The sequence below is a fragment of the Streptomyces sp. 549 genome, assembly GCF_030124175.1.
Taxonomy (GTDB): Bacteria; Actinomycetota; Actinomycetes; order Streptomycetales; family Streptomycetaceae; genus Streptomyces.
Window position 1 is genome coordinate 1 of the sequence record NZ_JASKMT010000025.1, and the last position, 12,528, is coordinate 12,528.

At 72.0% G+C, this 12,528-nt stretch carries 12 protein-coding genes and 1 pseudogene; 11 read left to right on the forward strand and 2 right to left on the reverse strand.

Annotation, left to right across the window (positions count from 1 at the left end; genetic code table 11):
* Positions 1 to 347: 347 nt before the first annotated feature.
* The 4 genes from QNO07_RS22260 (at position 348) to QNO07_RS22275 (ending at position 2,016) form a co-directional block, all read left to right on the forward strand.
* Positions 348 to 560, forward strand: a complete 213-nt coding sequence (locus tag QNO07_RS22260; protein ID WP_283994033.1) for a hypothetical protein — start codon at positions 348 to 350, stop codon at positions 558 to 560.
* Complete coding sequence (locus tag QNO07_RS22265) at positions 557 to 1,093, forward strand: DUF6879 family protein (RefSeq protein WP_283994034.1); 537 nt, start codon at positions 557 to 559, stop codon at positions 1,091 to 1,093. Before QNO07_RS22260 ends, QNO07_RS22265 begins: the two co-directional genes overlap by 4 nt.
* Entirely contained in the window at positions 1,090 to 1,344 is a 255-nt protein-coding gene (locus tag QNO07_RS22270; protein ID WP_349636865.1) for a helix-turn-helix domain-containing protein, read from the forward strand. Before QNO07_RS22265 ends, QNO07_RS22270 begins: the two co-directional genes overlap by 4 nt.
* A gap of 198 nt (positions 1,345 to 1,542) precedes the next feature.
* Positions 1,543 to 2,016 (forward strand): GNAT family N-acetyltransferase, encoded by a 474-nt coding sequence (locus tag QNO07_RS22275; protein WP_349636866.1) that lies wholly within the window; start codon positions 1,543 to 1,545, stop codon positions 2,014 to 2,016.
* A 138-nt stretch (positions 2,017 to 2,154) separates the two neighbouring features.
* Here the strand turns inward: QNO07_RS22275 and QNO07_RS22280 are convergent, their stop codons facing one another.
* The gene (locus QNO07_RS22280; protein ID WP_283994035.1) at positions 2,155 to 2,640 is read right to left on the reverse strand and encodes a hypothetical protein; all 486 of its coding nucleotides are present in this window, start codon (positions 2,638 to 2,640) and stop codon (positions 2,155 to 2,157) included.
* Positions 2,641 to 2,893: 253 nt separating this feature from the next.
* Between QNO07_RS22280 and QNO07_RS22285 the strand changes: the two genes are divergently transcribed.
* The 5 genes and pseudogenes from QNO07_RS22285 to QNO07_RS22305 all read left to right on the forward strand — a co-directional run bounded on the left by QNO07_RS22285 (position 2,894) and on the right by QNO07_RS22305 (position 8,213).
* On the forward strand, positions 2,894 to 3,250 hold the full coding sequence (locus QNO07_RS22285; RefSeq protein WP_283994036.1) for a YciI family protein: 357 nt from the start codon (positions 2,894 to 2,896) through the stop codon (positions 3,248 to 3,250).
* Between the two features lie 131 nt (positions 3,251 to 3,381).
* Entirely contained in the window at positions 3,382 to 4,614 is a 1,233-nt protein-coding gene (locus QNO07_RS22290) for an RNA polymerase sigma factor (protein ID WP_283994037.1), read from the forward strand.
* 188 nt (positions 4,615 to 4,802) lie between these two features.
* Positions 4,803 to 5,960 (forward strand): acyl-CoA dehydrogenase family protein, encoded by a 1,158-nt coding sequence (locus QNO07_RS22295; RefSeq protein ID WP_283994038.1) that lies wholly within the window; start codon positions 4,803 to 4,805, stop codon positions 5,958 to 5,960.
* Positions 5,961 to 5,970: 10 nt separating this feature from the next.
* Positions 5,971 to 6,854 (forward strand): annotated as a pseudogene (locus QNO07_RS22300) (acyl-CoA thioesterase).
* Between the two features lie 135 nt (positions 6,855 to 6,989).
* Complete coding sequence (locus QNO07_RS22305) at positions 6,990 to 8,213, forward strand: class I SAM-dependent methyltransferase (protein WP_283994039.1); 1,224 nt, start codon at positions 6,990 to 6,992, stop codon at positions 8,211 to 8,213.
* A gap of 19 nt (positions 8,214 to 8,232) precedes the next feature.
* Here QNO07_RS22305 and QNO07_RS22310 read toward each other — a convergent pair whose 3' ends face one another.
* Complete coding sequence (locus QNO07_RS22310; protein WP_283994040.1) at positions 8,233 to 9,033, reverse strand: phosphatase; 801 nt, start codon at positions 9,031 to 9,033, stop codon at positions 8,233 to 8,235.
* 114 nt (positions 9,034 to 9,147) lie between these two features.
* On the opposite strand from QNO07_RS22310, the gene speB reads away from it, so the two are divergent.
* Entirely contained in the window at positions 9,148 to 10,128 is a 981-nt protein-coding gene (speB, locus tag QNO07_RS22315; RefSeq protein ID WP_283994041.1) for an agmatinase, read from the forward strand.
* 937 nt (positions 10,129 to 11,065) lie between these two features.
* Positions 11,066 to 12,406 (forward strand): NADP-specific glutamate dehydrogenase, encoded by a 1,341-nt coding sequence (gdhA, locus tag QNO07_RS22320; protein WP_283994042.1) that lies wholly within the window; start codon positions 11,066 to 11,068, stop codon positions 12,404 to 12,406.
* Positions 12,407 to 12,528: the final 122 nt, after the last annotated feature.

The following is a 12,528-nucleotide window of genomic DNA, read 5'->3' on the forward strand; positions in this document are numbered from 1 at the left end:
TTCGGCATCGTCGCAGGTCACAGTATGTTCACGAAACAGGTTCAAGTCCCGTCACTCACCCTGGTTGATCAAGGCCCGGTCTGCGAAAGCAGGCCGGGTCTTCTTCGTGTACCCGATCCTGGCCTTGCACCCGACCCTGTGAACAAGACGGGAGCCGACGAGCCTCGGCGGCTCCCCCGCCCCTCAGCGGGTCCCGCCACGCACGGCGGCTTCCGTATCCCGGTTCGCTGATTGCGCGCAACGGCGGCGCTGAGCCGGACGACCGGCAATTTCGAGCAATCGGGCAGCGCGACCCGGGTCCCGTTCCCCATCCTGAGGGCTGGCCACATGACCGGGAGGAACCCACCATGGCGCTCAGGTTCATCGGGACCACTTCGGAGAACGGCGACTGCCCGACCCTCTACGAGGACACCGAGACCGGTGACATCGTCGTCCAGGGCGACCGTCTCACCGACCCCGGGCACCTGGCGCAACTGCGGGACGTGAAGGATTCCGAGACGTTCGTCGTCATCCCCCGCGAACTGCTCACCCGCTTCGCCCCCCGGGAGCCGCAGCCGTGACCGCGCTGGAACCCTTCGAGTCCGCCGCCCACCTTTTCCGGGACTTCCAGCACACCGCATGGCGGTTGGAGACCCGCCGCGGTTACGCCTCCGACCGGAACAGCCCCAACTGGGAGCCGTCCCGCAGAGGCGCCGACTTCACGTTCGCCCCGGACAACCCCTGGCACCGCAACGTCCGCGCCCAGATCCGGCAGGGCAAACGTTTCGAGCGGGTGCGCCTGGTCGACGACCCGCCGACCGAGGGGCAGCGGTTCCTGCTCGCCACCGGGGCCGGGAACGTCGCCGCCGGTGAGGACATCCGCAACCTCTGGCGAGCCGACGCCGAACGGCTGGCCCTCCCGGCCGCCGACTTCTGGCTGTTCGACTCCCGCGTCCTGGTCCGGTTCGTCTTTGACGACCAGGACGTGACACTCGGCGTGCAGGTGACCGAGGACCCGGCCGCCGTCGTGCACGCCTGCCAGGTCCGCGACGCCGCATGGCACCATGCGATCCCGACCGCCACCTTCCGTGCGGCGGTACCGTCGGCGAGGTGAGCACGGACTTCCAGCACGCCCGGGTCGCTCTCGGTGCGCGGCTGCGCGAACTGCGCACCGACAGCGGCCTCACCGGCAAGGCTTTTGCCGCCGCAACCGGCTGGCCGGCGTCGAAGGTTTCCCGCCTTGAGCTGGGCAAGCAGACCGCGAGCCGCACGGACCTGGACACCTGGGCGCGAGCCGCCGGCGCCCCCGATGCCACCGACGACCTGCACGCCCGGCTGCGGGCCCTGGATCATCACCTCCGCTGAGGTCCGCTACGCCCTGTCCGTGCTGTTCGCCGCGGAGGCCCTGCGTGAAGCACTCACCGAGGAACTGGCTCCCTGACGACCACGCCGCTGCCCCCATGAGCACGGCGACTGCCCCTGCCATCACGGCAAGTCGACGGCCCTGTCCGGGGCGAGCTGATGCCTGGACCGCCTCTCGGGCGTTGCGGCAGACTCGCTGGCATGGTGACGCTGCGGGCTCTCACGACTGACGACTGGCCACTGTGGCGAGAGGTCCGCCGCGCTGCGCTGGCCGAGGCGCCGCACGCATTCAAGACCCGGCTTGCGGACTGGCACAGGGGCGGTGGCGTGCCCGTCTGGAGATGCCAGGCGCCCACCACGTCGTCGCGTTGCTGGACGGCCGAGCCGTTGGCATGGCCAGCGGCGTTCCCGCAGACGGCGTCACACGCGAGCTACGGTCCGTATGGGGTCAGTCCCGGAACGCGAGGTCGCGGTGTCGGAGACCGGCTGATGTCAGCGGTCGAGACCTGGAACCGGCAGTCGGGCGCCACCACCCTGAAACTCGCGGTGCTCCCGGACAATGGCCATGCCATCGCCTTCTACCAGCGCCACGGGTTCAGCGCCACGGGAGAACTCGGGGACTTGCTGTCTGACGGCGTCACCAGAGAGCACGTGATGGCAAAGGCGCTGCTCTGACCGGACAGGACCCCGGACAGGACCCCGGATAGGGCGCCGCCGCACCCGTCACGGACTCAGGGCGAAGATCAAGCGACGCTCACCCCGGGCTGTGCAGCGAGCGGCAGCGCTCTGTCCGTCCTGGAGGACTGGATGCTGTCAGCCGCGCACTGCGCCCGGGGGCCACACCACCTCGACGGGGACGCCGGTGGCGCGGGCCTCGGCCACCACGTCGGCGGTGCCGCCGCCCTTGCCCGTGGGCGGCTGGCCGTCCCAGACCGCCACCAGCCGGTCCGCCCGCTCCAGCAGCACCCGGTTCGCGGCCTCGTACGCGGCCCGGTCGGCCGACGCGTGCGGCATCGTCAGCACCTCGTCCGCGGCTGCGGTGAGCCGGTCGAAGAGTGCGGCGTGCTCCGGCTTCACCTTGCGCTCGCGATAGTCCTGGGAGGGGATGACGACGGTCAGGCTGCCACCGGCGTCGATCACCGCCTCGGCGAACAGACTGTCGCTTCCCCTGGCGATGCACGAGATGCCGACGAGCGGTCCGTCGCCGTGCGCGCGGAGCAGCGTGCGCAGCGCCTCCCGGATCGTGGGCACGGTGTCGGGGGTCAGGTCCATGTGTCCGGTCACCGCGAGGGTGGTCATGCGGGTCCTCCCTAGCTCGTACTTCCGTGATCGGTCGTGAGGCACCGCGGCAGAGTGTATTGCCGCTCTGGTCGCCCTTCGCGGGCATTCCGTGCCGATCCCCCCGGACGAGATTCGGCACCGCAGGGTCCCGGAGAGGCGGGCGGGAAAAATCCGCGAAGAACTCTCGCGAGGCTGTCGATCCGGGGCCTGCCCGTTCGACGTAGGGGTGAGAGGCGGGGAACGGCCCCGCCCTCCCGACCGAGGAGTCACCATGCCGCGCTTTCTGACGATGATCCGCATCGACGAGCGGAACGCGCCCGCCGAGGGTCCGAGCCCCGAGATGCAGGAGCGCATGGGCGCGCTGCTGGAGGAGATCACCAAGGCCGGGGTCATGCTCGACACGGCCGGCCTCACCCCCAGCTCGGAGGGCAGCCGGGTCACCTGGTCCGGCGGCAACCTGACGGTCACCGACGGGCCGTTCACCGAGACCAAGGAGGTCGTCGGCGGCTACTCCATCGTGCAGGCCAAGGACAAGGCCGAGGCCGTCGAGTGGACGAAGCGCTTCCTGCAGACCCACGAGGACTACTGGACCGTCACCGCCGAGGTCCGGCAGATCGCGGAGGGCTGATCACGGAGGCCTGATCGCGGAGGGCTGATCACGGAGCGCTGATCGCGGAGCTGACCGCTCCGGCCGCCGACGGTGCTTGCCCGGGCCCGGCGGGGCTGCTCTGATGGGTGCCCGTGACGGTAGTTAGCACGGTGGAAGCGGTTTTCCGGATCGAGTCCGCGCGCATCATCGCCGGTGTCACCCGGATCGTCCGGGACGTGGGCATCGCCGAGGAGATCGCGCAGGACGCGCTGGTCGCCGCGTTGGAACAGTGGCCGGAGTCGGGTGTCCCGGAGAAGCCGGGCGCCTGGCTCACGGCCACCGCCAAGCACCGCGCGATCGATCTGGTCCGCCGCCGGGAGACCTACGCGCGCAAGCTGGCGGAGGTCGGCCGCACCCTGGCGGACGTGCCGCCGCCGGACACCGCCGACCCGGCGCTGACGGATCCCGACGCCATCGACGACGACCTGCTGCGGCTCGTCTTCACCGCCTGCCATCCGGTGCTCGCCACCGAGGCCCGCGTCGCGCTCACGCTGCGGCTGCTGGGCGGATTGACGACCGAGGAGATCGCCCGGGCGTGCCTCGCCACGGAGGCGGCGATCGCGCAGCGCGTCGTCCGGGCCAAGCGGGCCCTGGCCAAGGCGGGCGTGCCGTTCGAGGTGCCCTGCGGCGCGGACCGGGCCGCGCGGCTCGACTCCGTGCTGGAGGTCATCTACCTGATCTTCAACGAGGGCTACTCGGCGACCTCGGGGGACGACTTGCTGCGTCCCGCGCTCTGCGAGGACGCGCTGCGCCTGGGCCGGGTGCTGGCCGCCCTGATGCCGAAGGAGGGTGAGGTGCACGGCCTGGTGGCGCTGCTGGAGATCCAGGCGTCCCGGTCCACGAGCCGCACCGGTCCCGGCGGTGAGCCCGTGCTGCTCGCCGACCAGAACCGCACCCGCTGGAACCGGTTGCTGATCCGGCGCGGCTTCGCGGCGCTGGAACGGGCCGCCGCCACCGGCCGGCCGCCGGGTCCGTACACGCTCCAGGCGGCGATCGCCGCCTGCCACGCGCAGGCGGTGCGGTACGAGGACACGGACTGGCCGACCATCGCGACGCTCTACGCCCGACTCGCGGCGCTGAACCCCTCCCCGGTGGTGGAGTTGAACCGGGCGGTGGCGGTGTCGATGGTGGACGGCCCGGCGGCGGGCCTGGCCGTCGTCGACGCGCTGGGCGGCGACCCCGCGCTGCGCGGCTACCACCTGTTGCCGAGCGTGCGCGGTGACCTGCTGGCCCGGCTCGGGCGGGCGGCGGAGGCGCGGGTGGAGTTCGAGCAGGCCGCGTCCCTGACCCGCAACGCCCGCGAGCGCGACCTGCTGCACGCCCGCGCCGCCCGCTGCCGCTGACCCGCACCCGCCATCCCGCGGCTTCGGCCCCGCCCCGCCCCGCCCCGGCTCGGCACAGGCCAGCCAAGGCCCGCCGTGCCCCCTCAAGGCACGGTCCGGCTATGGACAGGGTGGCGGGCGGCTGGGTAGCTTCGACTGAGCAAGCGCTTAGACATTGGCGCTTCGACATCATCTCCGGGAGGCGAGCCATGCGGCGCACGGTGTTCAACGAGGACCACGAGGCGTTCCGTCAGACCATCCGCGACTTCATCGCCTCCGAGGTGGTGCCGTACTACTCCGAGTGGGAGGCGCAGGGCTACGTGCCCCGCGACCTGTACAAGAAGCTGGGGGAGCTGGGCGTCTTCGGCATCGAGGTGCCGGAGGAGTACGGCGGCGCCGGGGAGACGAGCTTCAAGTTCAGTGCCGTGATCAGCGAGGAGTGCGCCCGCGTCGGCGTCAGCTTCGGCGGCTCCGGCGTGCACACCGCGCTGTGCCTGCCGTACCTGCTCAAGTACGCGAACGAGGAGCAGAAGCAGCGCTGGCTGCCGTCGTTCGTCACCGGCGAGATGATGACCGCCATCGCCATGACCGAGCCCGGCACCGGCTCCGACCTGGCCGGGATGAAGACCACGGCCAAGCTGTCCGAGGACGGTACGCACTACGTGCTCAACGGCGCCAAGACGTTCATCACCGGCGGCGTGCAGGCCGACCGGGTGCTGGTCTGCTGCCGCACGTCGCCCGTCGACCCGGACGACCGGCGCAACGGCATCTCCATCCTGGTCGTCGACACCACCAGCGAGGGCTACGCGGTGGGCCGCACCCTGGACAAGCTGGGGCTGAAGACCTCCGACACGGCCGAACTCTCCTTCACCGACGTGCGAGTGCCGGTCGCGGACCTGCTCGGCGAGGAGGGCAAGGGCTTCACCTACCTCACCCACAACCTTCCGCAGGAGCGTCTGGGCATCGCACTGGGCGCCTACGCGCAGGCCGCCGCCGCCGTGGGCTTCGCCCAGGAGTACGTCAGCGACCGCACGGTCTTCGGCCGCTCGGTCGCCTCCTTCCAGAACACCAAGTTCGTGCTGGCCGACTGCAAGTCCGACGTGGACGCCATGCAGGCCGTCGTGGACCGGGCGCTGGACGCGCTCGACGCCGACGAACTGACCCCGGCGGACGCCGCGTCCGCGAAGCTGTTCACCACCGAGACGGCCGCCCGCGTCATCGACAAGTGCCTCCAGCTGCACGGCGGTTACGGCTACATGCGGGAGTACCCGATCGCCCGCCTGTACGCCGACACCCGGGTCACCCGCATCTACGGCGGCACCAGCGAGGTCATGCGGTCGATCATCGCCAAGTCCATGGGCCTGTAGGGTCTGCCCCGTGTCGGACGCACTCACCTCCCTGCTCGGTCTGCTGGACCTGGAGCGGATCGAGCGGGACATCTTCCGCGGCGCCAGCCACCCGTCCGTCGTACCCCGGGTCTTCGGCGGGCAGGTCGCCGCGCAGGCCCTGGTCGCGGCGGGCCGGACCGTGCCCGAGGACCGGCGCACTCGCTGCACGCCTACTTCCTGCGGGCCGGCGACCCCGGCGCGGCGATCGTCTACACCGTGGACCGGATCAGGGACGGCCGCTCCTTCACGACACGCCGGGTCGTTGCCGTCCAGCACGGTCAGCCCATCTTCCACCTCTCGGCGTCGTTCCAACTGGCCGAGGACGGGCTGGAGCACCAGGAGGAGATGCCGTCGGCCCCCGACCCGGAGACCCTGCCGACCTCCGCCGAGCTGCTGCCCCGGTACGCGCACCTGTTCGCCGATCCCGGCGTCGCCGACCGGCTGGCGCAGGCCCGTGCCGCGGTGGACCTGCGGTACGTGAAGGAGCCGCCCTACGCCGCCGCCGGACGGCAGCCGGGCGAGGCGCGCTCCCAGGTCTGGTTCCGCACCAACGGCAAGCTCCAGGGCGCCCAGGACCAGCCGCTGCTGCACACCTGCCTGGCGACCTACGTGTCCGACATGACGCTGCTGGACTCGGTGCTGCTCGCGCACGGCCGGGGCGGCTGGGCGGTCGGCGACGTGGTCGGCGCCAGCCTGGACCACGCCATGTGGTTCCACCGCCCGTTCCGGGCCGACGAGTGGCTGCTCTACGACCAGGAGAGCCCCACCGCCCAGGGCGGCCGGGGCCTCGGCAAGGGCCGCATCTTCACCGCCGACGGCCGCCTGGCGGTCTCCGTCATCCAGGAGGGCGTGGTCCGGGTCCCGCGCGACTGACCAGCCTGGGAAGGCGGATCTGCCCGCTATGGAGTGAATGGTCCTTATGGCCGAGGCGGAACGCGTCGCGCCGGACTAGCGTCAGCAGTGCCGCGCAGGCGGCAGGCCCGCGCGGCACGGCAGGAGGGCAGCGAGATGAAGCAGCGATCCGCACCGGCCGAGCCCGGCTCAGCGCAGGCGGCCCGGCCGGACCCCGTCCGCAGCAGTGATCCGGCGTCCGCCGACGGTGGCGGCCCGGCGCCGGCTCCCGCGGGCGATCCGGCGCCCGCGCCCGAAGGACGGCCCGGGAGCGGCCCCGAGCTGGACGAGGCCCGGGTGGAGGAGTTCGCCGGCCGGCTCTTCGAGACCTACGCCGCGGGCATGCTCAACCTGATGATCGACCTCGCGTACCGCACCGGCCTGCTGGAGCAGCTGGCCGCGGGCCCCGGCACCAGCGAGCAGCTCGCGGAGCGGTCCGAGCTGACCGAGCGGTACGTGCGCGAGTGCCTGGGCGCGCTGGTCACCGGCGGCCTGGTGGAGTACGCGCCGAAGACGGGGCGCTACGCCCTGCCCCCGGAGCACGCGGTGTGCCTCACCGGTGAGGGCGCGCTCAACCTGGCTCCCTACAGCCGGATCACGACGCTGCTGGCGCAGCACGTCCCCGGTGTCGCCCGTGCGTTCAGGGAGGGCGGCGGTGTGCCGTACGAGGCCTACCGGCCCGAGTTCACCGACGTCATGGACGAGTCCTCCCGCGGGGACTTCGACGGCCGGCTGCTGAGCGTGGTGCTGCCGCTGACCGGTGACGTGCCGGACCGGCTCGCGGCCGGAGCCCGGGCCGGGGACCTGGGCTGCGGCACCGGTCACGCCGTCAACGTGCTGGCGGCGGCCTTCCCCGCCTCCCACTTCACCGGGTACGACCTCGCCGCGGACGCCGTCGAGCGGGGCCGGGCGGAGGCCGCCGAGTGGCGTCTGGGAAACGCCGACTTCGAGGTGCTGGACGTCACCGAGCTGCCCGCCGACCCGCCGTTCGACGTGCTCTTCGCCTTCGACGCGGTGCACGACCAGGCCGCACCGGACGCGGTACTCGCGCGGGCGTACGAGGCGCTGCGGCCGGGCGGCGTGCTGGTGATGGTCGACATCAAGGCGTCCAGCAGTCTTGAGGGCAACATCGGCAACCCGATGGCGCCCTGGCTCTACGGCGTGAGCACCCTGCACTGCATGACGGTCTCCCTGGCCCGCAGCGGCGCCGGACTCGGCACCGTCTGGGGTGTGGAGCAGGCCCAGCGCATGCTCGCGGACGCCCGCTTCGCCCCTGTGGCGCTGCACGACATCCCCGAGGACCCGATGAACTGCGTGTACGTCGCCCACCGGCCCGCCTGAGCGGGGGCGTCCGGTCGGCTCAGCCGGCCAGTTCGGCGGCGGCGAGCAGGTAGGCGGTCAGCGGCTCGTAGGACCGGGGGTTGACGACGTGGTCGTCCAGCGGGACGGCCACCGACAGCCGGCCCTCGGCCTCGCCGAGGAACAGCGCCGGGTCGTTGCAGTCGGCGAAGCCGACCGTGTCGATGCCGTACTGGGCCGCGCAGCCCGCCCAGCCGTGGTCGGCGAACACCAGGTCGGGCCGCGGCTGCCCGTCGCGTTCCAGCCCGGCGAGGATCTCCCGCATCGGTTCGGGGGAGTGGGTGTGCCACAGCGTGGCCCCGCGCTCGTACATCGCGACGTCGGCCAGCTGGACCACCACACCGTCGTCGGCGTACAGGCCCATCGGGATGCGGACCACGTCGCATCCGGCGGCGCGCAACGCGCCGGCCACCGAGCTGTGCACGTCCAGCAGGCCGCCGGGGTGGCCGGTGGCGAAGAGCACCCGCTCGCCGCCGTCCGCTGCCTTGCGCAGCCGCAGCGCGGCCCGGTCCAGCGCGTCCAGCGTCAGCTGCGGGTCGATGGTGTCCTGCCCGCTGCGGTGGCGGGGGTCGTCGATGACACCGACGCGCTCCGCCATGACCGCGAGCACGTCCTGCTCGTCGGTCCACCGGTCCGCCAGCTCCAGCCCGAGCCAGTAGTGGCGGTCGCCGTTGGCGAGCCTGCGGTAGTGGTCCAGGTTGTTCTCCCGGGGGGTCGCGACGTCGCCGGCTATGCGGGCGTGCACGAGATGGTCAGCGAGTTCGGCCCGGGAGGGCGCGGCGGGGGCGGTGGGCAGCGGCATGCTGCCATTGTGTCGCCTGGCGTCCGCCGATGGACGCCGTGTCCAAAACGAGGCACCTCCCCGCTCAGAAACGTCCATGTGGCGGTTGCCCGCAGGCTGCCTACGCTCGGGGCCATGAGCAGCGAGAGCACCCCCACCCCAGCCCCGCAGCCCCGCGGCCCGGTCGACTCCTCCCGTGTGCCCAGGTACGCGGGCCCGGCGACCTTCGCGCGCCTGCCCCGGCTCGACGAGGTCGGCACCGCGGACGTCGCGGTGGTCGGTGTCCCCTTCGACTCCGGTGTGTCCTACCGGCCCGGCGCCCGCTTCGGTGGCAACGCCATCCGTGAGGCGTCCCGGCTGCTGCGTCCCTACAACCCGGCGCAGGACGCCTCGCCGTTCGCGCTGGCGCAGATCGCCGACGCGGGGGACATCGCCGCGAACCCGTTCAACATCGACGAGGCCGTGGAGACCGTGCAGGAGGCGGCCGACGCCCTGCTCGACACCGGTGCGCGCCTGATGACGCTCGGCGGCGACCACACCATCGCGCTGCCGCTGCTGCGCTCGGTGGCCCGCAAGCACGGCCCGGTGGCCCTGCTGCACTTCGACGCCCACCTCGACACCTGGGACACCTACTTCGGTGCCGAGTACACGCACGGCACCCCGTTCCGGCGGGCGGTGGAGGAGGGCATCCTCGACACCGAGGCGCTGTCCCACGTCGGCATCCGCGGGCCGCTGTACGGCCGCAAGGACCTCGACGACGACGAGAAGATGGGCTTCGGCATCGTCACCGCGGCGGACGTCATGCGCCGCGGTGTGGACGAGGTGGCGCAGCAGCTGCGCGAGCGGGTCGGCGACCGTCCGCTGTACGTCTCCATCGACATCGACGTACTGGACCCCGCGCACGCGCCGGGCACAGGCACGCCGGAGGCCGGTGGGCTGACCTCCCGGGAACTGCTGGAGATCCTGCGCGGCCTGTCCGACTGCCACCTGGTCTCCGCCGACCTGGTGGAGGTGGCCCCGGCCTACGACCACGCCGAGATCACCTCGGTGGCCGCGTCGCACACCGCCTATGAGCTGACCACGATCATGGCCCGGCAGATCGCCGCCGCCCGCTGAGAGACGGGAACCGCCCCGGAACGTGTTTCGCTCGCATGCCGGTCGCGTTCCGGGCGGGTCCTGACCGGGCGACGGTCTACCGCATACGGGCGGGCGGCGGGTGGCGAGTGGGAGTACGCGCAGCGTACGGCGGGTTTTCGGACGGCGGGGAAACCGTCCCGGGGCGGGGAGGGTGACCTCGCGTCACGCCCGCTGCCAGCGGCTATGCCACCGGCGGGTGCCGCGTTTCGGGGTCGTTTCCGATTGTTTTCGGCCGTGTTCGAGGCGGCCTGGAAGGCCTGCTTGACATCGGGTGAGCTATCCGGAATTTCAGAATCCGGGCATCGTCCCTGGTGGGTGCGGGTGCCGGGAGACGTGTGGCGCTCGCCGACGCCTCACTTCCTGCCACTCCTTTAATACCCAACGTTACTGATTCTGTTCGGTCGATGTGCAAAGCGTGGAGATTCTCGGCAGACTCGCAGACGTAATCCCGCGGGACGGGGTGTCGAAAGCTAGGCGGCGGTGCTGGCCCTGTGGGGGGTGCTGGCTCGCCTGTGCCACCGGCCCGACGCCCCTGTGAACGGTCCTGGAGAGAGGCCTGACTCTCCGGGACCGTTCCTTTTCCCCCGGCGCTGTCGCGGTCTGCTTTCCGCGCCCCCGGTGTGCCCCCGCGCTCTCCGGGTGCTCCACGCGGGTTCCATCCGTTTTCCGGTCCGCGGGTCGAGGGTACTCGGAGTGCGGGCCGCCCGTCGGCCCCGGTCCTCCCGGCCCGTGGCGCCGCCGGACCGTGCCCAGCGGATCGGGTCCGACGCGCGGCCTTCGCCGTCGGATCCACCGCTGTCACGTCCGTCACAAAACCCCCGACCGGCCCCGGCCGGTGCGCCACGCTGGTGGGACGTTGTGCACCGCACACCCGCGGACACCCTGAGCGGTCACGGTCAGGGGGAGAGGAGCCGATGTGGCCACTGGCGCCGAGCAGCTCTACGAGGAGATCCTCCGCCGGAATCCCGGCGAGCCCGAATTCCACCAGGCGGCACGAGAGGTGCTGGAATCGCTTGGACCGGTGCTGGCGGAGCGGCCCGAACTGGTCGAGGCGCGCATCGTGGAGCGGATCTGCGAGCCCGAACGCCAGATCATCTTCCGGGTGCCGTGGCAGGACGACGCCGGCCGGGTCCAGGTCAACCGCGGTTTCCGGGTGGAGTACAACAGTGCGCTGGGTCCCTACAAGGGCGGGCTGCGGTTCCACCCCTCGGTCAACCTGGGCATCGTCAAGTTCCTGGGCTTCGAGCAGATCTTCAAGAACGCGCTCACCGGTCTGGGTATCGGCGGCGGCAAGGGCGGCAGCGACTTCGACCCGCGCGGCCGGTCCGACGCGGAGGTCATGCGGTTCTGCCAGGCGTTCATGACCGAGCTGCACCGGCACCTGGGCGAACACACCGACGTGCCGGCCGGCGACATCGGTGTGGGCGGGCGCGAGATCGGCTACCTCTTCGGCCAGTACCGGCGGATCACCAACCGCTGGGAGGGCGGGGTGCTCACCGGCAAGGGGCTGGGCTGGGGCGGCTCACCGGTCCGCACCGAGGCCACCGGCTACGGCAACGTGCTGTTCACGGCGGAGATGCTGCGCGCCCGGGGCGAGGACCTGCACGGCCAGCAGGTCGTGGTGTCCGGTTCCGGCAACGTGGCCCTCTACAGCATCGAGAAGGCGCTCGCACTGGGCGCCAACGTGCTGACCTGCTCCGACTCCAGCGGCTACGTGGTGGACGAGAAGGGCATCGACCTCGACCTGCTCAAGCAGGTCAAGGAGGTGGAGCGCGCCCGCGTCGACGTCTACGCCGAGCGGCGCGGCAGCTCGGCGCGGTTCGTCGCTGACGGCCAGGTGTGGGACGTGCCGGCCGACGTGGCGCTGCCGTCGGCCACCCAGAACGAGCTGGACGCCGACGCGGCCCTCACCCTCGTCCGCAACGGCGTGAAGGCCGTCTCGGAGGGCGCCAACATGCCCACCACACCCGAGGCGGTGCGGGTCTTCCAGGAGGCCGGCGTGGCGTTCGGCCCGGGCAAGGCCGCGAACGCCGGAGGAGTGGCCACCAGCGCGCTGGAGATGCGGCAGAACGCGGGCCGCGAGCCGCTGGGCTTCGCCCAGGTCGAGGCGGAGCTCGCCGGGATCATGCGGGACATCCACACCACCTGCGCGGCGTCCGCCGAGCACTACGGCTGCCCCGGCGACTACGTGACCGGGGCGAACCTGGCGGGGTTCAACCGGGTCGCCGACGCGATGCTCGCCCAGGGGCTGATCTGACCGGGGGCTGATCTGGACGAGGGCCTGAACTGGGCCCGAGCCTGATCCGACCGAGGACGGGGGTCGGCCCGATTCCGGGCCGACCCGATTCCGGGCCGCGCCTCGCCCGCAGGGCACCGCGG

Coding starts and splice junctions, on each gene's coding strand:
- QNO07_RS22260 (WP_283994033.1), top strand. CDS start 348: ATGGCGCTCAGGTTCATCGGGACCACTTCGGAGAACGGCGACTGCCCG.
- QNO07_RS22275 (WP_349636866.1), top strand. CDS start 1,543: ATGGTGACGCTGCGGGCTCTCACGACTGACGACTGGCCACTGTGGCGA.
- QNO07_RS22280 (WP_283994035.1), bottom strand. CDS start 2,640: ATGACCACCCTCGCGGTGACCGGACACATGGACCTGACCCCCGACACC.
- QNO07_RS22285 (WP_283994036.1), top strand. CDS start 2,894: ATGCCGCGCTTTCTGACGATGATCCGCATCGACGAGCGGAACGCGCCC.
- QNO07_RS22295 (WP_283994038.1), top strand. CDS start 4,803: ATGCGGCGCACGGTGTTCAACGAGGACCACGAGGCGTTCCGTCAGACC.
- QNO07_RS22305 (WP_283994039.1), top strand. CDS start 6,990: ATGAAGCAGCGATCCGCACCGGCCGAGCCCGGCTCAGCGCAGGCGGCC.
- QNO07_RS22310 (WP_283994040.1), bottom strand. CDS start 9,033: ATGCCGCTGCCCACCGCCCCCGCCGCGCCCTCCCGGGCCGAACTCGCT.
- speB (WP_283994041.1), top strand. CDS start 9,148: ATGAGCAGCGAGAGCACCCCCACCCCAGCCCCGCAGCCCCGCGGCCCG.